Here is a 24970-nt window from a genome sequence, read left to right as displayed (position 1 = left end):
GCGGCCCGGGCGCAGGCGCCGGACCGTCCATTGTACGTGACCGGGCCGCACGCGGCCGCGTAGCGCCGGGCTCTGCCTGGCTGGCCGAACCGCTACCGGAATGCAGCGGGTCGGAGCCCCGCTCTACCGGAGGGTGGCGAGCAGGGCCTCGAAGGCCTGCGCGGAGGCGTCCACGTGGTTGTTCAGGCGGTGGCCGTCGTCCACCAGCAGCAGACGGGCTGACCGGGCCTGGGCCCAGGCAATCACATCGGCGGCGGGAATCAGTTCGTCGTGCCAGGCGTGGACCACGCTGGTGGGCACGCGGGCGGCATCCAGCGCCGGCATCGGCCCCATCCGGGTCGGCGGCACCATGAGGAACAGACCCCGGGTCGGGACCTGCAGCGAGGCGATGGCCGAGATGTAGGCGCCCAGCGAGGAACCCGCCAGCACGACCGGGCCTTGCGCGGCGGCGGCGCTGGCGCGCTCGACCAGGAGCTGCAGGCGGGCACGGACATCCCCCACGCTGCTGACCTCACGCAGGGCATCCAGGTCGGTGTAATCGGGCCGTTCGTGGGTCCAGCCCAGTCGCTCGGCCACCTCGGCCAGGGCGGTTACCTTGGTGGCGTCCGGGCCGCTTTCGAAGCCGTGGGAAAGAATGCAGTGGCCGCGGCTCATGCAGCCACCGCGTGGAAATCGATGTAAGCGCTCATGCCTGAATGCTAGCATCGGCGCATGCCCGACCGCGCCCCGCCCCGCATCGATTCGCAGCCGCTGCCCTACGTGGCGCAGCTGGGCGAGCGCGCGCCGGATGACATCGATCTGGTGGTGATCCACTGCACCGAACTGCCCGACCTGGCCATGGCGCGCAGCTACGGCGAGCGCGTGCTGTACGACAGCGGCAGCGGCAACAGCGGGCACTTCTACATCGACCGCGACGGCAGCATCGTCGAGTACGTCCCGGTCGAGCGCGTGGCTCACCACGTCAGCGGGTACAACCCGCGTTCGGTCGGCATCGAACTGGTCAACACCGGCCGCTACCCGCACTGGCTGGATTCGCGCCACCAGGCTATGGACGAACCCTATCCGGAGGCCCAGATCGCGGCCTTGATCGACCTGTTGCAGCATCTGTGCGACACCCTGCCCGCCCTGCACCACATCGCCGGGCACGAGGCGCTGGACACCCGGGAAGAAGTAGCCAGCGACGATCCGGACCGGCGCGTGCTGCGCAAGCGCGACCCGGGCCCGTTGTTCCCGTGGCCGCGGGTGCTGGCGGCGGTGACGCTGAGTCCGCTGGGGGGGTAGAGCGGACTGTCAGTCCGCTGCCGTTGGCGTGCAGCCTGCGGTCGACGCGGAGAGCAGCGGACTGACAGTCCGCTCTACCTGTGCCATTCGTTGACGCCGTGGGTGGCGGCCGATCAGGCGCCGGTCGCGACCGGTCGGCTTGAATCGCTGACCCACCCGCTCCACGAATCGGCATAGACCCGCGCGCCGTGCAGCCCGGCCACTTCCATCGCCAACAGCAGATGGCAGGCGGTCACGCCCGACCCGCACATCAACACCACCTGCTGCGGATCATGCGTCCCGATCAGCGGCCGCAGCGCGGCCTGCAATTCGGCTGCGGGCCGCAGGCGGCCGTCGGCCACATTCAATGCGAACGGGCGGTTCACCGCCCCGGGCACATGCCCCGCCACCGGATCCAGCGGCTCCACCTCACCCCGGAACCGTTCACCGGCACGCGCATCCAGCAGCCAGCCCGGCGCATGCTTCAAGCGCGCGGCGATCTCGTCCACCGACGCCACCTGGCGGGTATCGAAACGCCCCGGATAGGCCGGCAACGGCAGCACCTCGGGCACGTCCGTGGTCAACGGCAGACCGGCCGACTGCCACGCCGCAAGGCCGCCATCGAGCACCGCCACCTGTGTATGTCCGATCAAGCGCAGCAGCCACCATGCGCGCGCCGCCGCCATGCTGCCGTCGCCGCCGTCGTAGACCACGACCTGGGTATCCGGACCGATTCCCCACCGCCCCAGCGTGGCGGCGAACGCATCGCTGTCCGGCAACGGGTGGCGGCCGTGGCCGACCACGCTCATGTCCGCCAGGTCGCGGTTGACGTCTGCGCGCAGGGCGCCGGGCAGATGCCCGGCGGCGTAATCGCGCGCGCCGGACTGCGGATCGGCCAGCGAAAAACGCGCATCCAGCACGCGCGGCGCCGTACTGGCGGTGGCGCGTGCATCCAGCAGGCGCGTATCCCCCTGCGAAAGCGCGCTGGACAGCGTCGCCACATCGACAAGAGTGGTCCACGGGGTCGGGTTCGCGGTCATCATTCCAGTTGCTCCAGGCGGCGACGCAGGTTGTAGAGGATGGCGGCGGTGGCGCCCCAGATGCGCTGGCCCGGCCAGCCGTATTCCAGCACGTGGCGAATGCGGCCGCGGTGGTCGATCTCGACCTGGTGCAGGTTGGCCGGGTCCATCAGGTAATCGAACGGCACTTCGAACACTTCGGCCACTTCATCCGGCTGCGGCACCGCCACGAAGCCCGGGTCGATCACCGCCACCACCGGCATCACCCGGTACCCGGTAATGGTCACGAACGGATCCAGGTAGCCCAGCACCTGCACCTGGTCGTGCGCCAGCGCGATTTCTTCGTTGCTTTCGCGGATCGCGGCGGCCACCGCGTCGCGGTCGTCCGGCTCTTGGCGGCCGCCCGGGAAGCCGACCTGGCCGCCATGCTGGCGCAGCGTATCGGTGCGCCGGGTCAGCAGCACCTGCGCGCCGCTGGCACGCGGAATGATCCCGGCCAGCACCGCCGCTTCCACCGGCGGGCCGGGCGGCAGCAGGTCGGCCAGTTCACTGCGGTTCCAGCCATCGCCACCGGGGGGTGCATCGAGCGGGTGCAGCGCGCGCAACAGGCGCTCGTGGTCGGCCAGTGAGCCACCCAGCGACTGCCGCAGCTGCTCACGCAGCGGCAGCACCTGCCGCATCACATGTTCTTGTTCGTGTCGGGTCATCGTCGACCAGCGGGTGATTTCATCCACGTTGCGCAGGCAGCCGCCGCACAGGCCGGCGCGATCAAGCGCGCAGGTTCCGATGCAGGGGCTTGGCATGGCATGGGCGGGGGTTTCCGGAAAGTGCACCGGGCAACAGTAACGCGAATGGCGCGGTTCCAACACTGCGGGAGCCGACCAACGGTCGGCGCTACGAATGTGCTGAAAACAAAAAACGCGCCGATGTTGCCATCGACGCGTTTTGTTGTTTTCAGCCGTTCTTATTTGACGCTGACCAGCTTGATTTCAAACTGCACGGCGACGTTCGGCGGGAACGGGGTACGCGGGTCGGCACCGTAGGCCTGTTCCGGCGGCAGGGTAACTTCCCACTTCGAACCGGCCGGCATCTGCAGCAGCACTTCGCGCATGGCCTTCATTTCGACTTCGCTGACCTTGATCGACGGGATCTGCTGCGCCGGGCGGGCTTCGGTCGGACGGGTGCCGAACGGGTACGGGCCGGCCACTTCCAGCTGCACGGTGCTGGCCTGGGTCGGCTTGGCGCCCTTGCCGGCTTCGATCACGCGGTACTGCACGCCGCTCGGCAGCGCCTGCACGCCGGCCTTGGCCTTGTTGGCGGTCAGGAAGGCAGTGCTCTTGGTCTTGTTTTCGGCGGCAGCCTTTTCGTACTCGGCCTTGGCGGCAGCGGCACGACCCTGCTCACGCTTCTGGAAGGCTTCGACGGCCGGCTTCAGCTGGTCGGCGGTGATTGCCGGCTGCTTCTTGGCGTAGGCATCCTGCAGGCCCTTCACCACCGAATTGATGTCCAGCTGTTCGCCGCGACCGGTGAGCTCAGCCAGGTTGTTGCCGTAGTCGTAACCGAAGTAATAGCTCAGCTTGCCCTTTTCGGACGAAGTGTCCTGGGCGAAGGCATTGCCCGTCAGGGCCAGGGCCGCGACGGCGACCGCGATAGAACGCAACTTCATCAAACGTTTCTCCAGGGGTGGTAACTCAGGACGCATTGGGCCGCCCTGAGGCGACGGGTTAGGATAGCCGCCGCAACGTTGAACCGCCACTAACGACGAAGGCTATGACCTGCTTTCGTTTCCAGAGTTCAAAATCACTTTTTTTTAACGTTTTACCAGGAGTTTCTGCCGTGGCCGACGCGCCCCTGTCCGTTGCCGACGATGGTGCCACCCCAGCGCCCGGGGTCAACCGCCCCATGGTTCAGGGAGGTGACGCCGCCGGGCCGGCGCCGGCGCGCCTGCTGCAGCTGGTGCTGGCGGATGGCTTGGATGCCGCGCTGGACGCCGGCCTGATGGACTACGTGCCCGGCCCTGGCGACGACGCCCTGCTGCCCGGCCACCCGGACCTGCCCGCCCGCCTGCTGCAGGCCCAGCAGCAGCTGCAGCGCGCCTGGGCGGCGCGTGACCGTTACCGCCAGCGCGCGCAGCGGCTTGCGCGCCGCGCGGCCGAACGCGATGCGCGACGCGCGTCGCCGGCCCCCACTCCCGATCTGAAGCCCGCCCTGCCGCCTGCGGCTGCCGCGATTCTTGCGCGCGCCAAAGCCAGGGCTGCTGGAAAGCCTTCCTGATGCCCCCTGTTGCAAAGGCCGCTCCGCGCAGTGCGCGCATGCCCAAGGCCGACGTCGTTGAAATGTTCACCCGCCTGCGCGAACTCAATCCGCATCCGAAGACCGAACTGGAGTACAGCTCACCGTTCGAACTGCTGGTCGCCGTGGCGCTTTCCGCGCAGGCCACCGATGTGGGCGTCAACAAGGCCACGCGCAAACTGTTCCCGGTGGCCAACACGCCGCAGGCGATCCTGGCGCTGGGCGAGGACGGACTGAAGAAGTACATCGCCACGATCGGCCTGTTCAACGCCAAGGCGAAGAATGTCATCGCCACTTGCCGCCTGTTGATCGACCAGCATGGCGGTGACGTGCCGCGTGACCGCGCCGCGCTGGAAGCCCTGCCCGGGGTCGGGCGCAAGACCGCCAACGTGGTGCTCAACACTGCGTTCGGCGAACCGGTGATGGCGGTGGATACGCACATCTTCCGGGTGGCCAACCGCACCGGGCTGGCCCCCGGCAAGGACGTTCGCGCAGTGGAAGACCTGCTGGTCAAGGTGATTCCGGCCGAGTTCCTGCTCGACGCGCACCACTGGCTGATCCTCCATGGCCGCTATGTGTGCAAGGCGCGCAGACCGGACTGCCCGCAGTGCGTAATCCGTGACCTGTGCCGCTTCAAGCAGAAAACCGCCGCCTGAGCGATGGCGGCGACTGCCATCTGGGCGCAACCGGGCAGTCATCTGATTCGGGCAGTTTGAGCAACCCCAGCAGCCGCCGTGCCCGGGCCTGGGGCTGCTTTGTCTGAAACTGTCATATTTACGCAATCTTCACTTATTAGCCTGCGCAGCATCTTCCCACCTGCCTGCAAGGCTCCTTTCCATGAAACTGCATCGCCAACTCCTCACTGCGGCCGTGGCTGCTGCGCTGTTCGTGCCGGCCGCCCACGCTGAAGTGGCCATCGACGTGATCGGCGGCTCGGAGATCACCTTCGAAGGCCTGGTCCAGGCCGACGGCAACTGGTTCGACAACGATGTGACCGATCTCAACGGTGGCGATGCCGCCAACGGCAAGGACAGCGAATTCGAACTGCGTCGCGCCGAGCTGGTGCTGAAGGGCAAGGGCCCGGGCAACGTGGAATGGGTGGTCGGCTACGACGCCAAGGCCGACAAGTTCCTGGACACCAACGTCAAGTACAAGCTGGCCGGCAACGCCAACCACTTCGTGCAGCTGGGCCAGTTCAAGCAGCCCAACAGCCTGGAAGAGCTGTCCAGCACCAAGAACAACGACTTCATCTCCAAGGCTGCGGTCACCAATACCTACGCCGTGGCCCGCCGCCTCGGTGGCGCCTACAGCTTCGGCGACAACAACTGGTCGGTCACCGCCAGCGCATTCGGCCGTGAGCTGACCCGCAACCTGGCCCACGGCAGCGGCTATGGCGCACGTGGCACCTGGGCGCCGATCAACGACAAGGGACAGGTCCTGCACTTCGGCCTGAGCTATGTCGACTACGACACCGACGCGGACACCCTGCGCGTGCGCGCCCGTCCGAACGCCGACCTGGCCACCGCACGCCTGGTCGACAGCGGCAACATGACCGACACCGACCGGGTCAAGACCATCGGTGCCGAAGCCATGTACATCGGCGGCCCGTTCAAGGCCCAGGCCGAGTACTACACCAGCGAAGCCAAGCGCATGACGCGCGACAACTACACCAGCGACGGCTTCTATGTCAGCGGGCTGTGGAACATCACCGGCGAGACCTGGGGTTACAAGAGCGGCGTGCCGACCACCGGCCTGCCGGACGAACCGGGCCGTGGCATGTGGCAGCTGGGCGCGCGCTATGATTCGATGAACCTGGATGATGGCCATCTGAACGCCAACCCGGTTGCCGGTCGTCCGCCGATCGTGGACGGCGTGCTGGGCGGCAAGATGGATATCTGGACCGTCGGCGTGAACTACTACTGGCGCTCCAACACCAAGTTCGCGCTGAACTACGTGATGGTGGACAGCAAGAAGTACAGCTCCGCCACGCGCACTTTCGTGAACGACGACCCGAACATCCTGGAAGCGCGCCTGCAGTTCTTCTGGTAAGCAACAGGCAAGACGCAGCATTGATGGGGCGCAGCTTGGGCTGCGCCCCTTTCTTCGTTTTGGGTCACCGGTTACCCGGCGTTGCAGCGCAATTGCAGAAGTAACAGGCACTGTCCACCGTCACCGGGTGGCACCATTGGCAGGCGCCGCCACGCCCCTCAATCGGAGTGCCATCCCCAATACGACCAGACCGATTCCCGCCGCCTGCCACCAGTCGAGGGTCTCGCCAAAGGCGAGCACGGCAGCCAAGGCGCCGACTACCGGAACACCCAACGTAAAGCTCGCCGCGCGTACTGGACCCAGCCCCTGTATCGCGACATACCACAGCCCGAAGACCACCGGCCCGTTGAGCACGCCGACATAGAGAAGGGCCAGGACATTCCCACGCCCCTGCCAAGGTGGCAATGACTCTCCCTGCCCGCCGGCCAGAGCAAGCAGCGGAATGGAACAGAGGAATGCGATGAGCATCTGCACGGTGACCAGCGTCGAGGGCCGGCAAGGCTGCCCCGTACGCGCCGACAACAGGGTGCCTACTGCCCAAATGGCTGCATTCAGAACAATCAACAAGGCGCCGCCCGCTGGCGCACCGCCGACATATAGAAGGACTCCGCTCAACGCCGCCCCCGTCGCCAGCACGCCCCCCCAAGACCACCGCCCCAGGCGCACCGCCTCCATCGCGCCGGCAAAGGCGGGCATCGTGTACATCAACGTAAGCACGGTGGTAGCTGGATAGTAGGCGAGCGCGAGGATGTTGAGGCTGGAGACCATGGTTCCATTGATCGTCACTGCCCAGAGCACGCGCTGTCTCGTCGCCGCCTGCAGCTGCAGGACCTCCATCCAGCTCCGTCGGACAAAGGGCAGCACTGTCATGAAGCCCGCCAAGGTACTGTAAAAACGAAACGTCCAAGGGCCCATCTGTTGAACTGCGTCCCTCGCAAAAGAGAAGCTGGTACTCCAGACCAGGACCACGCACACAGCGGCGGTCGCGGCCCGGAGATCCACGCCTGGTGCGTGATCAGACCACTTCATGCGCGGTACCTGGCCACCGCAGTGATTCGTCTACGACGCGCAGGAGCGGTAACCGCGGAGACGAAATGCGGGATGCGGCGTGCGCTGGTATCAAATACCAACAACGTGAACAGTGCCGGCACCAGACAGGCAGCAGGTTCCTTCTCCCCGTCAGGAAGCACTACGGTCAGCCCTCCGTGGTTGGGGTCCCACTCCTTCGTCAGACTGAGCGCGACGCCGAAGCTCTGGCCCGGATCGCAGTGAGTGCCAAGGAAATGGCCATGCTCGAACCAACTCAGGTAGAACTGGGATACGGTCAGAGGTACGCGGCCAGTGACCTTTCCCAGCAACTCGAGCACCGGCCTTGAGGCCATCAACTGTTTCATCGCCTGTAGCGCTTCCACATCGGCGTTCTCACGCGAGTCCGGCATCCATCGGAACGAAAACGCGAATCTGCCAAGCTCACGGTCGCGATCAGCGATGGCGTGCTGCCTGCTCGCTTCGACTTTGTCCGACGAACACAGATCGTGCTCACCATCACGATTCTTCACGATATATGACCACCGATCCTCCCCGATGCTGGCAACGCGCTCAGCCACATCAGCGATGGATGGCACAAAGGCGCGTAGATCGAAATGAACGTATCCATCGAGCTGGAAGCGCTCGCGAAGTACCTCATATCCGATCAAACACCACCTCCTCCCGGGACCTGCGCCCTGCCCTTCCGGTGTCACGAGAGCTGGATGCTCTCGCCGGACTGGTACATCGCATCTTCCTCGCTGATGGCCGAGATTCGCTCTTCCAGATCGACGAACGTGATCTCCAACATTTGCAGCTCCTTTTCACATGCACCGGAAGTGGTGCCGCCCGAAGGTGGAGGGCCTGACCACTTCGACTCAAGGACCGACGTCACTTATTGCAATGGAATGTCAGAACATGTGAAGGCGAATGCACTTTCAAAGTGACTGCCGTCATGCTGCAAGGTTGCGCTGGCGCAGGAATCGGTGAGTTGCACCGATTGCGCCAAAGACCGCTGTCTGTCGCGGACGACGCGATCGTGACGGTGTCCGCGCTCCGCGCCAGTGGAATCTCCGAGATTGGAGGGTGTCACGATGCCGTCATATGACAGACGTCGCGCTGTCATTGAACCGTTATGCAATAGGCACCGGGCGGAAAACCCCGCACCACCATCCATCCCAGGAGCCACCCCGTGATCCACGCCTTCAAGTCGCGCGCCGCTGTTGCCGTCCTCGCCGCGTCCTCCGTGTTCGCCGCCAATGCCGCCGATGTGACCGGCGCGGGCGCATCGTTCATCTATCCGGTCATGTCCAAGTGGTCGGCCGACTACAGCACCGCGACTGGCAAGAAGGTCAACTACCAGTCCATCGGCTCGGGTGGTGGTATCGCCCAGATCAAGGCGGCCACGGTGGACTTCGGTTCGTCCGATGCCCCGTTGAAGCCGGAAGATCTGGCCGCGGCCGGCCTGGCCCAGTTCCCGTCGGTAATCGGCGGCGTGGTGCCGGTGATCAACGTGGCCGGCATCGCCCCGGGTGCGCTGAAGCTCGATGGCGTGACCCTGGCCAACATCTTCCTGGGCAAGGTCAAGACCTGGAACGACCCGGCCATCGCCGCCCTCAACCCGGGCGTGAAGCTGCCCGACGGCAAGATCACCGTCGTGCACCGCTCGGACGGTTCGGGCACCACCTTCAACTTCGTCAACTACCTCTCCAAGGTCAACCCGGAGTGGAAGTCCAAGGTCGGCGAAGGCACCTCGGTCCAGTGGCCGGTCGGCATCGGCGGCAAGGGCAATGAAGGCGTTGCCGCGTACGTGAAGCAGATCAAGGGCGGCATCGGCTATGTCGAACTGTCCTACGCGCTGCAGAACAAGATGTCCTACGCCGCGATGAAGAACGCGTCGGGCAAGGTCGTGCTGCCGAGCGACGAGTCGTTCGCCGCCGCTGCCGCCAGCGCCGACTGGGCCAACGCCAAGGACTTCTACCTGGTCATGACCAACGCCCCGGGCGCCGAAGCGTGGCCGATCACCGCCACCAACTTCATCCTGGTCCGCAAGCAGCCGAAGAACGTCAACAGCGCCAAGGCGACCCAGGAGTTCTTCCGCTGGATCTACAAGAGCGGCGATGCCCAGGCCAAGCAGCTGGACTACGTGCCGCTGCCGGACGCCCTGGTCAAGCAGATCGAGACCTACTGGTCGCAGAACCTGAAATATTGATTGAAAGGGGTCACGGCCAACGGTCGTGACCTACCAGGCAACGGTGTCGCCAGGTCCTCTCTCCCCCTGGCGGCACCACCGGCGCGGATCGAAAGGTCCGCGCTTTTTTTTTAATCTGCCGCGAGCGTTGGGGGCAACGCCGGTGGATCGAGTGCCGGGGCGGCATACCCTTGGAGGCGAATTAAAGGAGGAGGTGTCGGCCGCAGGCCGACGCCGGGGGACATTCGCCGGAAAGGGTGTGGCGCCCCGGCGCTCGATCCACCGGCACCCGCTGTAGCCCCCGCCAGCCCTTGCCCCATGGGCCTCCAGCGTGCCCCCGGTCACGACGTCATCAAGCTGTAACAAAAACATCATTTCATAGCAGCGTCAGCCGGCAAGACCGGCCCCCTATCCCGCTACGGAGTGACGCATGAAACTGCATACGGCCGGCTTCGCCGCCCTTTCCCTGGCCATCGCGCTGGGCCTGTCCGCCTGCAAGCCGGCCGCCGAAGGCCAGGCTACCGCCCCGGCAGAAGGCGCGCCCGCCGCTGCTCCGGCCGCCGGCGACAAGCTGACCGCCGAGATTTCCGGCGCCGGCGCCTCCTTCATCTTCCCGCTGGTCTCCAAGTGGTCGGCCGACTACAACGCCGCCACTGGCGCCAAGGTCAACTATCAGTCGATCGGTTCGGGTGGCGGTATCGCCCAGATCAAGGCCGGCACGGTCGACTTTGGTTCTTCCGACAAGCCGCTGTCCAGCGAAGAGCTCGCCCAGGCCGGCCTGGGCCAGTTCCCGTCCGCCATCGGCGGCGTTGTCCCGGTGGTGAACATCGACGGCCTGGAAGCCGGCAAGCTGCGCCTGAGCGGCCCGCTGCTGGCCGATATCTTCCTGGGCAAGGTCAAGACCTGGAACGACCCGGCCATCGTGGCCGCCAACCCGGGCGTGAAGCTGCCGGACGGCAAGATCACCCTGGTCCACCGTTCGGACGGCTCGGGCACCACCTTCAACTTCTCCAACTACCTGTCCAAGGTCAGCCCGGACTGGAAGAGCAAGGTCGGCGAAGGCACCTCGGTGCAGTGGCCGGACGGCGTGGGTGGCAAGGGCAATGAAGGCGTGGCCTCGTACGTGAAGCAGATCAAGGGCTCGATCGGCTACGTCGAACTGGCCTACGCGCTGCAGAACGGCATGCCGTACGCCTCGATGCAGAACGCAGCCGGCAACTGGGTGCAGCCGACCGCGGAAACCTTCGGTGCCGCCGCAGCCAGCGCCGACTGGGCCAGCGCCAAGGACTTCAACATGGTCATCACCAACGCCCCGGGCGACCAGGCGTGGCCGATCACCGCCACCAATTTCATGCTGATGCACAAGCAGGCCAAGGATGCCAAGCGCAGCAAGGACACCCTGGCGTTCTTCAAGTGGGCCTTCGAGAACGGCCAGGCCCAGGCCAATGAACTGCACTACGTGCCGCTGCCGGCGGAACTGGTGAAGCAGATCGAAGGCTACTGGACCGCTGAATTCAAATGATGCAACCCAGGCCCGCGCGCTGCGCGGGCCTGCCCCCTACCTAACGGGCCCCAGCCTTACCCATGAATGCCATCGCCCAGCCTGTTCCCGCACCGTCCACCCGCGACCTGCGTGACGCCCGCAATGACAAACTGTTCCGGTGGGTGCTGATCGCCACCGTCGTCCTGGTCCTGGTCGCCCTGGCCTGCGCCGCGCTCTCGATGCTGTGGGGCGGCCGCCATGCCCTGCAGGAGCAGGGCCTGAGCTTCTTCTATTCCTCCGACTGGAATCCGGTGGAGAACAAGTTCGGTGCGCTGGCACCGATCTACGGCACCCTGGTCACCGCCCTGATCGCAATGCTGATCGCGGTGCCGGTGAGCTTCGGCATCGCCTTCTTCCTCACCGAAGTGGCCCCGCGCTGGATGCGCGGCCCGGTCGGTACCGCCATCGAACTGCTGGCCGGCATCCCCTCGATCATCTACGGCATGTGGGGCCTGTTCGTGCTGGTCCCGGTGATGACCGAGTACGTCACCCCCACCCTCAATGAAACCCTGGGCGAATGGCCGATCATCGGCCCACTGTTCCAGGGTCCGCCGCTGGGCATCGGCGTGCTGACCGCCGGCTTCGTGCTGGCGATCATGGTCATTCCGTTCATCTCCTCGGTAATGCGCGAAGTGTTCCTGACCGTGCCGACCCGCCTGAAGGAATCGGCCTACGCGTTGGGCTCCACCAAGTGGGAAGTAAGCTGGGACATCGTGCTGCCCTACACGCGCTCGGCCGTGATCGGCGGCATCTTCCTCGGCCTGGGCCGTGCGCTGGGTGAAACCATGGCCGTGGCCTTCGTGATCGGCAACAGCGTGCGCCTGTCGCCCTCGCTGCTGGAACCGGGCACCACCATCGCCGCGCTGATCGCCAATGACTTCGGCGAGGCCACCGAGACCTACCGCTCGGCGCTGCTGCTGCTCGGCTTCGTGCTGTTCATCGTGACGTTCGTGGTGCTGGCAATCGCCCGCCTGATGCTGATGCGCCTGTCCCGCAAGGAGGGCAACTGATGAGCACCGCCGTCGCCAACAACCCGCAGCCGCTGTACCTGCGCCGCCGCATCGTCAACATCGTCGCGCTGCTGCTGTCCTGCCTGACCGCGCTGTTCGGCCTGTTCTTCCTGGGCTGGATCCTGTTCACCCTGGCCTCCAAGGGCCTGGCCGGGATCAACCTGGACCTGTTCACCAAGATGACGCCGCCGCCCATGCAGGAAGGCGGCCTGGCCAATGCCTTCTTCGGCAGCGCGGTGATGTGCGCGCTGGCGATCGCCATCGGCACACCGCTGGGCGTGCTGGCCGGCACCTGGCTGGCCGAGTACGGCAACTTCCGCAAGGCCGGCACGGTGGTGCGTTTCGTCAACGACATCCTGCTGTCGGCACCGTCCATCGTGCTGGGCCTGTTCGTGTACACCCTGTACGTGATGCAGACCGGCGGCCAGTTCTCGGCCTTCGCCGGCGCGCTGTCGCTGTCCTTCATCGTGCTGCCGGTGGTGGTACGCACCACCGATGAAATGCTGCGCCTGGTGCCTTCGCAGATGCGCGAAGCGGCCCTCTCGCTGGGCATCCCGCAGTGGAAGGTCACCGTGCAGGTGCTGTACCGCAGCGCCGCCGCCGGCATCGTCACCGGCATCCTGCTCGCCCTGGCACGCATCTCCGGCGAAACCGCGCCGCTGCTGTTCACCGCCTTCGGCAACCAGTACTGGAACAGCAACGTGTTCCAGCCGATGGCGAGCGTGCCGGTGGTGATGAACCAGTTCGCCGGCAGCCCGTACGAATCCTGGCAGACGCTGGCCTGGGCAGGCGCCCTGGTGCTGACCCTGTTCGTGCTGCTGGTAAGCCTTTCGGCACGCGGCATCCTGCTGCGCAACCGTATCTCCCATGACTGACCTTTCCGCGGACACCGCCATGAACGACCTCACCAATGCCGTGCCGATGCAGCGCATCGCGGTGCCGGCCTCGCATGAATCGCTGGGCAACCCGGCGCCGATCAAGCTGGCCGCCCGTGGCCTGGATTTCTACTACGACAAGTTCCATGCACTGAAGAACATCAGCCTGGAAGTGCCCGAGAAGCGCGTCACCGCGCTGATCGGTCCATCCGGCTGCGGCAAGTCCACCCTGCTGCGCATCTTCAACCGCATCTACGCGTTGTACCCGAAGCTGGAAGCGCGCGGCGAAGTGCTGCTGGATGGTGAGAACATCCTCTCGCCCAAGTACCCGATGAACCGCCTGCGCAGCAAGGTCGGCATGGTGTTCCAGAAGCCGGTGCCGTTCCCGATGACCATCTTCGAGAACGTTGCCTACGGCATCCGCCACCACGAAAAGCTGTCCAAAGCGGACATGAACGACCGCGTCGAACATGCGCTGCGCCAAGGTGCACTGTGGGACGAAGTGAAGGACAAGCTCGGCCAGAGCGCGCTGGGCCTGTCCGGTGGCCAGCAGCAGCGCCTGTGCATCGCCCGTGCCGTGGCCCTACGCCCGGACGTGCTGCTGCTCGACGAGCCGACCTCGGCGCTGGACCCGATCTCCACCAGCCGCATCGAGCAGCTGGTGGAAGAGCTCAAGCACGACTACACCATCGTGATCGTGACCCACAACATGCAGCAGGCCGCGCGCGTGTCCGACTACACCGCCTTCATGTACCTGGGCGACCTGATCGAACACGACCGCACCGAAGTGATCTTCTCGCAGCCGAACAAGCAGCAGACCGAGGATTACATCACCGGGCGGTTCGGCTGAGCCAGGCCGTTTGCGCGACGTTGCCACCAACCAGACAATCGAGCACATCACAATGAACATTCCGAACGACCACATCGTCAAGAGCTACGACGAAGAACAGCAGCGGCTGGTGGCCGAAATCGTGCGCATGGGCGAAATGTCCGTAGCGCAGCTGGAAGCGGCGCTGGACGTGATCGAGCGTCGCGACGACAACGCCGCCCAGCGCATCATCGCCAACGACGAGGCGATCGACAGCCTGGAGCAGCAGATCAGCCATGACGTGATGCGCCTGGCGCTGCGCGGCCCGATGGCGCGCGACCTGCGCGAGATCCTGGCCGGCCTGCGCATCCCGGCCGACATCGAGCGGATCGGCGACTATGCGGCCAACGTCGCCAAGCGCTCGATCGCGTTGAGCAAAGTGCCGCCGCTGCCGCAGATCCAGGGCCTGCGGTCGCTGGGCCGGCTGGCCGCACAGCAGGTGCGGCGTGCCATCGAGGCCTACCGCGACAACGACGCCGCCGCCGCGCTGGCGCTGCGCGAGGACGATGCCCGGCTGGACGCGCAGTACACGGCGCTGTTCCGCGAGCTGCTGACCTACATGATGGAAGACCCGCGCAACATCACCCCCTGCACCCACCTGCTGTTCATGGCCAAGAACCTGGAACGCGTGGGCGACCACGCCACCAACATCGCCGAGAACGTGTGGTTCCTGGTGCACGGCGAGCAGGCGCTGCCGCCGCGCGAGAAGCGCGACGAGACCAGTACCGAGCGCCTGTAAGCAGGCGCCGGGGCGTGTTACACGCCGATACAGGCCGATACTGCGTATCGGCCTTTTTTAATTGCCTATTCAGCTAAAAAATCCCACTCTGGACCTGCGTTCCACCCCACCACTCCAGAGGGCTGCACCATGAAACGTTTCCTCGCCGCTACGCTGTCGCTGACCCTGCTTGCCGCGACCGGTTCCGCCTTCGCCGCCCCGCCCCACCATGACGACCGCGACAACCGCGACCGCCATGACCAGCGCGATGACCGCAACCATGGCCCGTCGCGCGGGCACGACCGCCACGATCCGCCGCGCCGTGGCGGCCACCTGGACAAGGATCACCGTGGCGCGTACGTAAGCGACTACAAGCGCCACGGCCTGCATGCGCCCAAGCGCGGCCAGCAGTGGCGCAAGGTAGATGACCGCTACGTGCTGATCGCGGCCGCCACCGGCCTGATCGCCGACGTGGTGCTCAACGGCCGTTGATTCACTGGCGACAGCCCAGGCCACGCGACGCGCCGGGACCTCCCGGCGCGTCTGCGTTTGCGGCCGGGTCATCGCCGTCCCGGAGTGTCGCGAACATCCTGTGATGTCGCGAACGCACCATTGGTACTGAATCGCCCCTGTCTCAGACCGGCGACCCGCGCATCCTTGCGGCCCCGCGCACGCTCTTATCCTGTGCCACGTTGAACAGGATCCGCCGACCGCATGCACCGCCTCTGCCCGCACGAACTTGCCGCCGCCCATCGCGGCGACCGCGCCGCGCTGGACCGCGTCCTGCGCCATTCGCGCCAGCACCTGCGCCGCTATGCCGAGTACCACTGCGTCATCAACGATGTCGAGGACGCGGTGCAGGAAAGCCTGATCACCGTTTCACGACGGTTGTGCGACCTGCGCCTGGTCGAGTGTTTCACCTCGTGGGCGTTCCGCATCGTCAAGCGCGAGTGCAACCGGCTCAAGCGTGCGCGCTGCCAGTGGCGGCACGAAGAACTGCGCGAGGAGATCCTGCCGCCGGCCCAGCGCGACAACCTGGACCTGCGCCGCGATTGCGCCGCTGCGCTCGAATCGCTGCCCGCCCATTACCGCGAAGTGATCCTGCTGCGCGACCTGGAGGGGTTGTCGATCGCCGAACTGGCCGCGCGGTTGGCCACCACCCCCGAAACCATCAAGGCCCGGCTGCACCGCGCCCGCGTCATGGCCCGCGAGTACCTGGCCTGATGTTCCCCGCGTGCCGGCAATCCGGCATGCTTCCCCGGCAACACCCCTGCCCATGAAAGGGCATTACAAGGAGCTTTGCGCATGACCCTCTCCACCAAACACGCTTCCCTGCTGGCCTGTGCCGCGCTTGCCGGCGGCCTCGGCCTGGCCGGGACCGCCTCGGCCCTGTCGATGACCGACCTGGCCCAGGGCTACGCCCTGGCTGCCCAGGCCGCGCCCAAAGCCGATTCCAAGACGGCCGAAGGCAAATGCGGCGAAGGCAAGTGCGGTGCCGACAAGGCCACCTCGCATGCTGCCGACAAGAAGCCCGCAGAGGGCAAGTGTGGCGAAGGCAAGTGTGGCGCCGACAAGACCAAGGCCAAGCCTGCGCCTGCCGCCAAGAAGACCGCCGAAGGCAAGTGCGGCGAAGGCAAGTGCGGTGCCGGGCACTGATCCGCGCACCCGCGTGAGCCCTGCACGCCCACTGCCGTTGCCTGCAACGGCGGTGGGACTGGGGCTGCGCCGCGCCCTGCTCGATGACCTGGAACAGGCACCGCCGGGCGATTTCGATTTCCTCGAGTGCGCGCCGGAGAACTGGATCGGGCTGGGCGGCGTGATGGGCGAGCGCCTGCGCGGGCTCAGCGCGCGCCATCCCCTGACCTGCCATGGACTGTCACTGTCGCTGGGCGGCAGCGCGCCGCTGGACGTGGCGTTCATCGACCAGGTCGGGCGTTTCCTGGACGCACACGGTGTGCGCCTCTACAGCGAACACCTGAGCTACTGCAGCGACGACGGCCACCTGTACGACCTGCTGCCGCTGCCGTTCACCGACGAGGCCATCCGCCACACCGCGGCCCGCATCGCGCAGGTGCAGGACCGGCTGGGCCGGCGCATCGCAGTGGAGAATGTATCCACCTACCTCACCCCGCATGCGGCGATGAGCGAACTGGCATTCACCACGGCGGTGCTGCAGGAAGCGGACTGCGACCTGCTGCTGGACGTCAACAATGTCTACGTCAACGCCATCAACCATGGCTTCGACCCCGTCGCGTACATCGACGGCCTGCCTGCCGAACGCATCGTCTGCCTGCATGTGGCCGGGCACTTCGATGAAGCCGATGACCTGAAGATCGACACCCATGGCAGCCCCGTGGTGGGGCCGGTGTGGGCGCTGCTGGAACATGCCTGCGCCCGGTTCGGCCCGCGCCCTGGCCTGCTCGAGCGCGACTTCAACCTGCCGCCGTATGCCGGACTGCAGGCGGAGCTGCGGCAGATGCGCCGCATCCTGGTTGCGGCGGCATGAGCGACCTGTTGCGTGACCAGCAGTTCGCCCTGACCCGCCACCTGCGCGATCCGGCGGATGAACCGTCGCCTCCCGACCTGGAGCCGCGGCGGCTGCAGATCTACCGCGACCTGCTGTTCAACAACCTGCAGGCGCTGCTGGGCAGCAGTTTCCCGGTACTGCTGCAGATGCTGGACGGCGCGGAATGGGCGGCGCTGTGCCGGCGCTACTTCATCGAGCACCGCTGCGCCTCGCCGTTGTTCACCGAGGTGTCTTCCGAGTTCGTGCAGTGGCTGCAGCGGCAGGACACGCTGCCGCGTCCGTTCCTGGCCGAGCTGGCGCATTACGAATGGGTGGAACTGGCCTTGCAGTCGCAGGATGCGCTGCCGCTCGAACCGCCTCGTCCGGATATCGATGCCTGGCGCTGCCTGCTGCAGCGTTCCCCGTTGGCATGGCCCTTGGCGTACCAGTGGCCGGTGCAGCAGATCGGGGCAGCCTTCCAGCCGGTGGACCCGCCGCCCGAACCGACGTTCCTGCTGGCACGCCGGCTGGCCGATGGCCGCATCGTGTTTTCGCAGCTCAGCCCGTTGGCGTGGCAGCTGCTGATCCAGATGCAGGCCCCCGGACACCGCAGCGGCGCCGCGCACCTTGCGCAGCTGGCCGAGGCGAATGGACTGGACGCGGCCGGGCTGGAACCGGCCGGACGTGCCCTGTTGGCGCAGTTGCTCGCGACCGGCGTGATCGGTCCTGCCCGGTCCCCAACCCACGGCTGAACGATGCCGCCGGCGCCCGCATCGTTCATCGCGCGCCGGCCCTCTTCAAGGGACCTCCATTACCGGGCTGTCCCCATGCATTTCCCCCGCTGCCTTGCTTCCACCCTGTGCCCCCGTCTCGATGGACTCGGCGCCTGGCTTGCGCCACTGGGACTGCGCGTGCTGCTGGCCTGGGAGTATCTGGAATCCGGGCTGGAGAAATGGCGCGGGGTGAACTGGTTCGACAACGTGCAATCGCACTTTCCGTTGCCACTGCGCTGGTTGCCGGCCGAGTTCAATTGGCAGGCGGCGACGTGGATCGAACTCATCGGCGGCATCTGCCTGCTGCTGGGCGTGGCCACCCGGGCCACCGCCGCGCTGCTGATCGGGCTCACGATAGTGGCAACCGCCGCCGTCCATTGGCCTGCGCAGTGGGACTCGCTGGCCACGCTGGCGCAGGGCTATGCGATCAGCGACCAGGGCCAGGGCAACTTCAAGCTGCCGCTGTTGTTCATCGCCATGCTGCTGCCGCTGCTGTTGCAGGGCGCCGGGCGGCTGAGCGTGGATGGCTGGCTGCTCCGGGATCCGCGCGGCCGGGCCGACGCGCTGGCCTGGGGCGGATTGGCGCTGGCCGCCGCCTGGCCGCTGGGGTGGCTGCTGCCGGGTCCGGCCCTGGTGTTGGCCACAGTTGGCACCGCCTTGCTTGGCGTGGCGGTCTGGCACCGCCGCCATGGGACGGTCAGGCCGCTCTGCTAAACTCGCTGCATGACTCAAGACCCCACCCAGACCACCGGCGCGCCGGTGGCCGCTGAAGACATGCCCTCTGCCGCCCAGCGCATGATGGCGACCCGCTTCCGTGGCTTCCTGCCGGTGGTGGTGGATGTGGAAACCGGCGGCTTCGACAGCCAGCGCCATGCGCTGCTGGAGATCGCCGCGGTGCCGATCGAAATGGACGACAACGGCCTGCTCTTTCCCGGGCAGACCGCCAGCGCCCACGTGGTGCCGGCCGAAGGGCTGGACATCGACCCGAAGTCGCTGGAGATCACCGGCATCATCCTCGACCATCCGTTCCGGCTGGCCAAGGCGGAAAAGGACGCGCTGGACCACATCTTCGCGCCGGTGCGCGCAGCGGTGAAGAAGTACGGCTGCCAGCGCGCCATCCTGGTCGGCCACAACGCGCACTTCGACCTGGGCTTCATCAATGCGGCGGTGAACCGGGTCGGGCACAAGCGCAACCCGTTCCACCCCTTCAGCGTGTTCGACACGGTGACCATGGCCGGCATCGCCTATGGCCAGACCGTGCTGGCACGGGCGGCCACGGCTGCCGGTCTTGGGTGGGATGCGGAAGAAGCGCATAGCGCGGTGTATGACACCGAGCAGACCGCCAAGCTGTTCTGCAAGATCGCCAACGCCTGGCCGCGCCCCTGATCAGCCGATCGCGGTGCGGTCGCGGCCTTCGCTCTTGGCACGGTACAGCGCGCGGTCGGCGCGCTGGTAGAGCAGCATCGGGGTGCGGTCCCCGGCCTCCAGTTCGACCAGCCCGGCGCTGAAGGTCACCTGCAGGCCCGGCACGCCGGCCCAGTCCGGATGGTCATGGAACAGCCCGCGCAGGCGCGCGCAGACCTGTGCCGCTTCGGCCAGGCGGGTGTCGTTGAGCAGCAGCGTGAATTCCTCACCGCCGGTGCGCGCGGGCATGTCCGAATCACGGCAGGCCGACGCGATCACCCGCGCCACTTCGGTCAGCACCACGTCGCCCACGCTGTGGCTGTGCTGGTCGTTCACTTCCTTGAAGTGGTCGATATCCAGCACCACCAGGCACAGCGGGTGGCCGCTGCGTTGCGAGCGGGCGAAATCGCGCGCGAGCGCTTCGTCGAACGCGCGACGGTTGGGCAGCCCGGTCAGCGCATCCTCGCGCGCCTGCCGCTCGAACTGTTCGGCCTGCACTGCCAAACGCGCGGCCAGCTGGGTCTTCTCTTCGTTCAACGCCTGCAGGCTGGCGGTCTGCGCCTTGAGGTCGCGGGTGGCGGCATCGACCTTGCGTGCCAGGCGTACGTTGCTGGCCTTGTAGCGCTTGATCAGGTAGCGGTACAACGCCACCAGCCCGGCCAGCAGCAGCAGGCCACAGACGAACTGCACGCTGCGCCGCTGCCACAGGAACGGTTCCACCGTGAACGACCACACCGCCTCGCTGTCGCCCCAGGTACCGCCCGGGTGCGCGGCGGACACGTGCAGGGTGTAATCGCCCGGCGGCAGGCCGATGAATTCCACGCTGCGCTGCTGGCCGCGTTCGATCCACGCGCTGTCCAGGCCTTCCAGCCGGGTGCGGTAGCGGATGCGTTCGGACATGAGATAGCTCAGGCCCACGTAGCTGATGCTGAGCCGGCGCCCGCCGGGCAGCGTGTTGTGGTTGGCGCCCTGCCAGTGCAGCGGCACGCCATCGACCAGCACCGTCTCGATCGCCGCCGGCGGTGCCAGCCGTTCGCGGAAGCGCTGCAGGCGCAGCGGGTCCACCGTGCTGAGGCCGCCGGCGGTAACCACCCAGAACGTGCCGTCCTGGCGCAGGATCGCCGAGGGGCCGGAACTGCCGTTGGCCTGCGAATTGGCCATGCCGTCGATCTCGTTGTAATGCTCGACCTCGATCCGCCGCGTGCGCCCGTCGGCCACGTCGTTGAGCATGGCCATGTCGGTGCGCAGCACGCCACGGTTGCTGCTGATCCAGACGTTGCCGACCCGGTCCGGTACCAGCTGGAACACGGTATCGACCGGCATGCCCTGCTCCAGCCCCACCCGTGACAGGGTGCCGTCCTGGTAGCGGTACAGGCCGCGGTCGCTGCTGATCCACATCGCATCGCCGATCTGCTGGAAACCGAACACACTGCGACCGCCGCCCAGCGGAGCCAGGTCGATGCGCTGCACATGGTCGCCGCGCAGCACGCTGATGCCTTCGATGGTGCCCACCCACAGATCGCCTTCGGCATCGTGGGCCAGCGCGGTGACCAGGCCGGTGGGCATGCCCGGCACGGTCGGCACGGTTACCCCGTTGGCATCGAGCCGGGCGACGCCCTTCTGGGTACCCGCCCATACAGCGCCTTCGCGATCCACGCTCATCGCGCGGATGTTGCCGCCGAGCAGGCCGTCGTCGGCACCGTAGCTGCGCAGCATGCGGCCCTGCCCGTCCAGGTGCAGGATGCCGTCTCCAAACGTCCCCACCCACAACCCGCCTGCATGATCCTGGGCCAGGCTCAGCACCGACGGCGTCTTGCCGCCGCGGTTGCGCAGCGGCACCGGATGGAACACGCCCTGTGCGTCGCGCCGGTCCAGGCCACTGGCACTGCCCACCCACAGCTGGCGGTCACGGTCTTCCAGCACGGTGCGCACGTAATCGCCGCTGAGCCCGTCACGCTCGGTGAAACTGCTGAAAAGCGTTTCGCGCAACCGGTACAGGCCGCCGTTGGCACCGACCCAGATGCTGCCTTCGGCGTCTTCGCGCAGGCTCACCACCCTGCCCCCGGGCAGTGAAAGCCCGGCCGGCAGGCGCTCCACTCCGTGCCGCGACAGGCGCAGCAGCCCCTGGTTTTCGGTCCCCAGCCACAGGTCGCCGTGGCGGTCCTGCAGCATCGAGGTGATGTGCATGCCCGGGGCCAGGCGGTGCTGCAATTGCGGCATGCCATCGAGCATGCGGTAGATGCGCTCGCCAGCCACGATCCACAGCACGCCGTCGGGTGCGCGGTACGGCCACACCAGGCCGTGGCCGAGGCCGTAGCTCTCCGGTGCGCGGCGCAGCACGCCGTCGGTGCCGCGCACCACCAGGCCGTCCAGCGTGCCCACCCAGACCCGGTCCTGCGCATCCACCACCAGCTTGGTGAAGCTCATGGCCATCGGCACGTCGGCCGGCGGCTTCTGGTAGTCGAAGTGGCCGTCGCGGGTCAGGCTGCCGATGCCATTGCCCTCATACAGCAGCCAGAGCCGGCCATGGCTGTCCATCTGCATGGCCTGGATCAGCACCTGCGGGGCCGGCGGCTGGTGTGCGAACACCTGCCAGCGGCCGTCGGCGCTGCGCCGGGTGACGTTGCCGCGCGAATCGCTGATCCACAGCCCGCCCTCGCGGTCGACGAACAGCGCGCCCACCCCGTTGTCGCGCAGGCCCGGCCGGGTGCTGCGGTCGAACACGGTGAAGTCCAGCCCGTTGTAGCGCACCAGCCCTTCCCAGGTGGCGAACCACAGGTGGCCCTCCGGCGTCTGCGCGATGTCACGCAGCGAGTTGTGCGGCAGGCCGTTGCGCGAGGTCCAGACATCGATGGCGTAGTCGCGCAGCGGCGGCGGGCCATCCTGCGCGGCCGATGTGGCCGGTACCCCGAACAACAGGCACAGCAACACCAGCGCCAGGCACAGGCGCTGCACGGTCACTACTGCATGTACCGGCCGCCACCGGTTCCCGCCTCCCCCTTGGCTCATCCGTCAGGATCCGCCAGGGGCGCGGGAAGGGCACGGCGCGGACAGCGCGGCGCCGGGGTGGAAACCAGCCAGATCGGGCGCACTCATGCGGCGAATACGGGCGGGGGTTGCCCATAGTAGGCAAAACCGCGCCCGTTTGCCTCCTGTGCGATCAGCCGGCGCGGGGTGCCGGCGGGCGCGGTGGCGCCGGCCAGTGCACGGTGGCCTCCAGCCCGCCCTGCGGATGGTTGCGCAGGTGCAGGGTGGCGCCGTCCTTCTCGGCCAGCGCGCGGGCGATGGTCAGCCCCAGCCCGGCCCCACCGGTCGCCCGCGAGCGCGAGGTTTCCAGGCGCACGAACGGGTCGAACACGGTTTCCAGGTCGTCCTCGGCCAGGCCCGGACCGCTGTCGCGCACCCGTACCCGCACCCCGTCCGCGCCCTGCTCGACCCGCACCCGCGCCGTGCCGCCGTAGCCCAGCGCGTTGTCCATCAGGTTGGAGAACAACCGGTGCATGGCCAGCGGGCGCAGCATCAGCACCGCGCCACTGCCCTGCTCGAAGCGGGCGTCGGCGCCGGCCTCGACCGCGTCCTCGACGAGGCTTTCCAGCAGCGAATCCAGGTCCAGCGCGGCACGTGGCTCGGCGCTCTCGGCGCTGCGGGCCAGTTCCAGGCCCTCGCGGATGAGCGCCTGCATCGCACCCAGGTCGCCGATCAGGCGCTCGCGCAGGGCTTCGTCGGTTACGTTTTCCAGCCGCAGCCGCAGGCGGGTCACCGGGGTCTGCAGGTCATGGGTGATCGCCGCCAGCATCTGGGTGCGCTCACCCAGCGTGCGCTGCAGGCGCTTCTGCATGGCGTTGAAGGCTTCGGCGGCGCGGCGTACTTCCAGCGGCCCGGTCACCGGCAATGGCGCACGCTGCAGGTCGTCGCCCAGCTCGGCCGCGGCCGAGGCCAGCCGCTGCAGCGGGGCGCTGGCGATGCGCGCAACCACGTAGGCCAGCACGCCGATCGCCAGCACCAGCAGGGTCAGGAACAGCGGGTCCACCGCGAGGATGCCGTTGTGGGCGATGGCCGGCGATTCCAGCGCCAGCGACAGCACCGTGCCGTCGCTGAGCGGGACCTGCACCGCGCGGCACTTGGGCGGGATGAAGGCCGGGTCGCGTTCGTGCGGCGGCCGGCGCCGCTGCTGCTGCGGAGGGGGCGGCAACAGTTCCTGCGCCTTGGGCAGGCACGAACGGAACGAGGTGAAATGCACGGTGGCATGCGCCACCGGGCCCGGGCGGTCGTCGAGGATGCCCATCAACGCCGCATCCTCGCGCCCCAGCCGCGCCCCTTCGGGCAGGCTGCGCACTGCCGGCCCACCCACCGTCAGCAGCCGGTCGCGCAGTTCCGGGTCGCCGTCGAGCATGTTGACGAAGCCCTGCAGCCGATCGGCGATGCGGTTGAGGTTCTGCCGCTCGAATTCCTGCTGCCGCTTGGCACTGGCCAGCATGGTGGCACCGACGGCCGCCACGCTCATGCCCAGCAGCAGGATCACGAACAGCCGACCGACCATCGACGCGAAGAAGCGGCGCAGGCGCATCATTCCAGCGTGACCGCCGTGGCCAGCACATAGCCTTCATTGCGCACGGTCTTGATCAGGCCGTCGCTGCCACCGTCATCGGCCAGCTTGTTGCGCAGCCGGCTGACCTGCAGGTCGATCGCACGGTCCTGCGATTCGTAGCTGCGCCCGCTGCTCAGCGATACCAGCTGCTCACGCGAGAGCACCTTGTTGGCATGCCCGACGAACACCCGCAGCAGCCGGAACTCGGCACCGGACAGCACCACCACGCGCCCGTCCGGGTCGACCAGATGGCGGTGCTCCAGATCGAAGATCCAGTGCGAGAAGCGCGCGCGGCGGATCGCCAACGGCTCCAGGTTGGCGGGCAGCGCTTCGGTCCGGCGCAGCACGTTGCGGATGCGCGCGAGCAGCTCACGCGGTTCGAACGGCTTGCCGAGGTAATCGTCTGCGCCCATTTCCAGGCCGAGCACGCGGTCGATCGGTTCGCTGCGTGCGGTGAGCATGATCACCGGCGTGGTCGAGCGCGCGCGCAGGTCGCGGCACAGGGTCAGGCCATCTTCGCGCGGCAGGTTGAGGTCGAGCACGATCAGGTCCACGTGCTCGCGTTCCAGCACCTGGCGCATGCCCTGGCCATCGCTGGCGGTGCTGACCTGGTAGCCGGCACGACCGAGCTGTTCGGCCAGCAGCTGGCGGATGTCGTTGTCGTCATCGACGATCAGCAGGCGTTGCATCGTAGTGGTGTTCTCCATGCGGCGATGATCCCCTGTCGGGAGCTGAACCGCATCCTCTGGTTTGCGTATGCATGTTTCAAGGCATGCACACGATACAGAAGGACACGTCCGACCGGGGCGTGGTTACGTGCTGTTACATGCCGTGCGTTGAGCCCTCCA

Annotated in this window: 27 protein-coding genes; 17 read left to right on the top strand and 10 right to left on the bottom strand. The window is 67.1% G+C overall.

Annotated features, from left to right (window positions below):
- Positions 1-123: 123 nt before the first annotated feature.
- Complete coding sequence (locus tag BAY15_RS07410) at positions 124-654, bottom strand: alpha/beta hydrolase (protein WP_068850606.1); 531 nt, start codon at positions 652-654, stop codon at positions 124-126.
- Between the two features lie 57 nt (positions 655-711).
- On the opposite strand from BAY15_RS07410, the gene BAY15_RS07405 reads away from it, so the two are divergent.
- A complete protein-coding gene (locus tag BAY15_RS07405) occupies positions 712-1281 on the top strand; it encodes an N-acetylmuramoyl-L-alanine amidase (RefSeq protein ID WP_068850603.1) in 570 nt (189 codons plus the stop codon).
- 113 nt (positions 1282-1394) lie between these two features.
- On the opposite strand, the gene BAY15_RS07400 is transcribed toward BAY15_RS07405, so the two are convergent.
- The 3 genes from BAY15_RS07400 to BAY15_RS07390 all read right to left on the bottom strand — a co-directional run bounded on the left by BAY15_RS07400 (position 1395) and on the right by BAY15_RS07390 (position 3945).
- Positions 1395-2300, bottom strand: coding sequence for a sulfurtransferase (locus BAY15_RS07400; RefSeq protein ID WP_068854611.1), 906 nt, complete (start codon positions 2298-2300; stop codon positions 1395-1397).
- Positions 2300-3082, bottom strand: a complete 783-nt coding sequence (locus BAY15_RS07395) for a CoA pyrophosphatase (protein ID WP_068850601.1) — start codon at positions 3080-3082, stop codon at positions 2300-2302. Before BAY15_RS07395 ends, BAY15_RS07400 begins: the two co-directional genes overlap by 1 nt.
- Before the next feature lie 161 nt (positions 3083-3243).
- Positions 3244-3945: an FKBP-type peptidyl-prolyl cis-trans isomerase N-terminal domain-containing protein gene (locus BAY15_RS07390; RefSeq protein ID WP_068850599.1), complete on the bottom strand. Its 702-nt coding sequence runs from the start codon at positions 3943-3945 to the stop codon at positions 3244-3246.
- A 236-nt stretch (positions 3946-4181) separates the two neighbouring features.
- Here BAY15_RS07390 and BAY15_RS07385 point away from each other — a divergent pair, with 236 nt between their 5' ends.
- From BAY15_RS07385 to BAY15_RS07375, 3 genes are all read left to right on the top strand, one after another.
- Positions 4182-4553, top strand: coding sequence for a hypothetical protein (locus tag BAY15_RS07385; protein ID WP_068854609.1), 372 nt, complete (start codon positions 4182-4184; stop codon positions 4551-4553).
- Positions 4553-5227: an endonuclease III gene (nth, locus tag BAY15_RS07380; protein ID WP_068850597.1), complete on the top strand. Its 675-nt coding sequence runs from the start codon at positions 4553-4555 to the stop codon at positions 5225-5227. Before BAY15_RS07385 ends, nth begins: the two co-directional genes overlap by 1 nt.
- 181 nt (positions 5228-5408) lie before the next feature.
- Positions 5409-6620, top strand: coding sequence for an OprO/OprP family phosphate-selective porin (locus BAY15_RS07375; protein ID WP_068850595.1), 1212 nt, complete (start codon positions 5409-5411; stop codon positions 6618-6620).
- Positions 6621-6740: 120 nt separating this feature from the next.
- On the opposite strand, the gene BAY15_RS07370 is transcribed toward BAY15_RS07375, so the two are convergent.
- The 3 genes from BAY15_RS07370 to BAY15_RS18830 are packed head-to-tail and all read right to left on the bottom strand — an operon-like array spanning position 6741 to position 8457.
- Positions 6741-7649, bottom strand: a complete 909-nt coding sequence (locus tag BAY15_RS07370; RefSeq protein ID WP_083214102.1) for a DMT family transporter — start codon at positions 7647-7649, stop codon at positions 6741-6743.
- The gene (locus tag BAY15_RS07365; protein WP_157771704.1) at positions 7646-8317 is read right to left on the bottom strand and encodes a hypothetical protein; all 672 of its coding nucleotides are present in this window, start codon (positions 8315-8317) and stop codon (positions 7646-7648) included. Before BAY15_RS07365 ends, BAY15_RS07370 begins: the two co-directional genes overlap by 4 nt.
- Before the next feature lie 41 nt (positions 8318-8358).
- Positions 8359-8457, bottom strand: coding sequence for a pantocin A family RiPP (locus BAY15_RS18830; RefSeq protein WP_083214100.1), 99 nt, complete (start codon positions 8455-8457; stop codon positions 8359-8361).
- A gap of 381 nt (positions 8458-8838) precedes the next feature.
- On the opposite strand from BAY15_RS18830, the gene pstS (BAY15_RS07360) reads away from it, so the two are divergent.
- From pstS (BAY15_RS07360) to rnt, 13 genes are all read left to right on the top strand, one after another.
- A complete protein-coding gene (gene pstS, locus BAY15_RS07360) occupies positions 8839-9858 on the top strand; it encodes a phosphate ABC transporter substrate-binding protein PstS (protein WP_068850591.1) in 1020 nt (339 codons plus the stop codon).
- Positions 9859-10267: 409 nt separating this feature from the next.
- Positions 10268-11359 (top strand): phosphate ABC transporter substrate-binding protein PstS, encoded by a 1092-nt coding sequence (gene pstS, locus BAY15_RS07355; protein WP_068850588.1) that lies wholly within the window; start codon positions 10268-10270, stop codon positions 11357-11359.
- Between the two features lie 62 nt (positions 11360-11421).
- Positions 11422-12390 (top strand): phosphate ABC transporter permease subunit PstC, encoded by a 969-nt coding sequence (pstC, locus tag BAY15_RS07350; protein WP_068850586.1) that lies wholly within the window; start codon positions 11422-11424, stop codon positions 12388-12390.
- The gene (gene pstA / locus BAY15_RS07345; RefSeq protein ID WP_068850583.1) at positions 12390-13265 is read left to right on the top strand and encodes a phosphate ABC transporter permease PstA; all 876 of its coding nucleotides are present in this window, start codon (positions 12390-12392) and stop codon (positions 13263-13265) included. The genes pstC and pstA overlap by 1 nt, the downstream gene beginning before the upstream one ends.
- A gap of 19 nt (positions 13266-13284) precedes the next feature.
- A complete protein-coding gene (gene pstB / locus BAY15_RS07340; RefSeq protein ID WP_068854606.1) occupies positions 13285-14115 on the top strand; it encodes a phosphate ABC transporter ATP-binding protein PstB in 831 nt (276 codons plus the stop codon).
- A gap of 52 nt (positions 14116-14167) precedes the next feature.
- Positions 14168-14872, top strand: a complete 705-nt coding sequence (phoU, locus tag BAY15_RS07335) for a phosphate signaling complex protein PhoU (RefSeq protein ID WP_068854604.1) — start codon at positions 14168-14170, stop codon at positions 14870-14872.
- A gap of 129 nt (positions 14873-15001) precedes the next feature.
- Positions 15002-15343, top strand: coding sequence for an RcnB family protein (locus BAY15_RS07330; RefSeq protein WP_068850581.1), 342 nt, complete (start codon positions 15002-15004; stop codon positions 15341-15343).
- 222 nt (positions 15344-15565) lie between these two features.
- On the top strand, positions 15566-16075 hold the full coding sequence (locus tag BAY15_RS07325; protein ID WP_068850579.1) for an RNA polymerase sigma factor: 510 nt from the start codon (positions 15566-15568) through the stop codon (positions 16073-16075).
- Between the two features lie 81 nt (positions 16076-16156).
- Positions 16157-16507 (top strand): HvfA family oxazolone/thioamide-modified RiPP metallophore, encoded by a 351-nt coding sequence (locus BAY15_RS19540; protein ID WP_068850577.1) that lies wholly within the window; start codon positions 16157-16159, stop codon positions 16505-16507.
- Entirely contained in the window at positions 16494-17357 is an 864-nt protein-coding gene (locus BAY15_RS07315) for an HvfB family MNIO-type RiPP peptide maturase (protein ID WP_428999286.1), read from the top strand. Before BAY15_RS19540 ends, BAY15_RS07315 begins: the two co-directional genes overlap by 14 nt.
- Positions 17354-18109 carry an HvfC family RiPP maturation protein gene (locus BAY15_RS07310; protein WP_068850575.1) on the top strand — a complete coding sequence of 252 codons (756 nt, stop codon included), beginning with the start codon at positions 17354-17356 and terminating at the stop codon, positions 18107-18109. The genes BAY15_RS07315 and BAY15_RS07310 overlap by 4 nt, the downstream gene beginning before the upstream one ends.
- 75 nt (positions 18110-18184) lie before the next feature.
- Positions 18185-18844, top strand: a complete 660-nt coding sequence (locus BAY15_RS07305; RefSeq protein ID WP_068850573.1) for an HvfX family Cu-binding RiPP maturation protein — start codon at positions 18185-18187, stop codon at positions 18842-18844.
- Between the two features lie 84 nt (positions 18845-18928).
- Positions 18929-19516 (top strand): ribonuclease T, encoded by a 588-nt coding sequence (gene rnt / locus BAY15_RS07300; protein ID WP_068854601.1) that lies wholly within the window; start codon positions 18929-18931, stop codon positions 19514-19516.
- Here the strand turns inward: rnt and BAY15_RS07295 are convergent, their stop codons facing one another.
- From BAY15_RS07295 to BAY15_RS07285, 3 genes are all read right to left on the bottom strand, one after another.
- Positions 19517-22543, bottom strand: coding sequence for a ligand-binding sensor domain-containing diguanylate cyclase (locus BAY15_RS07295; RefSeq protein WP_083214098.1), 3027 nt, complete (start codon positions 22541-22543; stop codon positions 19517-19519). It lies immediately after the preceding gene.
- 151 nt (positions 22544-22694) lie between these two features.
- Positions 22695-24104 carry an ATP-binding protein gene (locus tag BAY15_RS07290; RefSeq protein WP_068850569.1) on the bottom strand — a complete coding sequence of 470 codons (1410 nt, stop codon included), beginning with the start codon at positions 24102-24104 and terminating at the stop codon, positions 22695-22697.
- Positions 24101-24811: a response regulator gene (locus BAY15_RS07285; RefSeq protein WP_095363782.1), complete on the bottom strand. Its 711-nt coding sequence runs from the start codon at positions 24809-24811 to the stop codon at positions 24101-24103. Before BAY15_RS07285 ends, BAY15_RS07290 begins: the two co-directional genes overlap by 4 nt.
- Positions 24812-24970 lie beyond the last annotated feature (159 nt).

This window comes from Stenotrophomonas rhizophila (assembly GCF_001704155.1).
GTDB lineage: Bacteria > Pseudomonadota > Gammaproteobacteria > Xanthomonadales > Xanthomonadaceae > Stenotrophomonas > Stenotrophomonas rhizophila_A.
The sequence above is the reverse complement of the archived record's forward strand: the minus strand, read 5'-3'. Positions and strand labels throughout refer to the sequence as shown.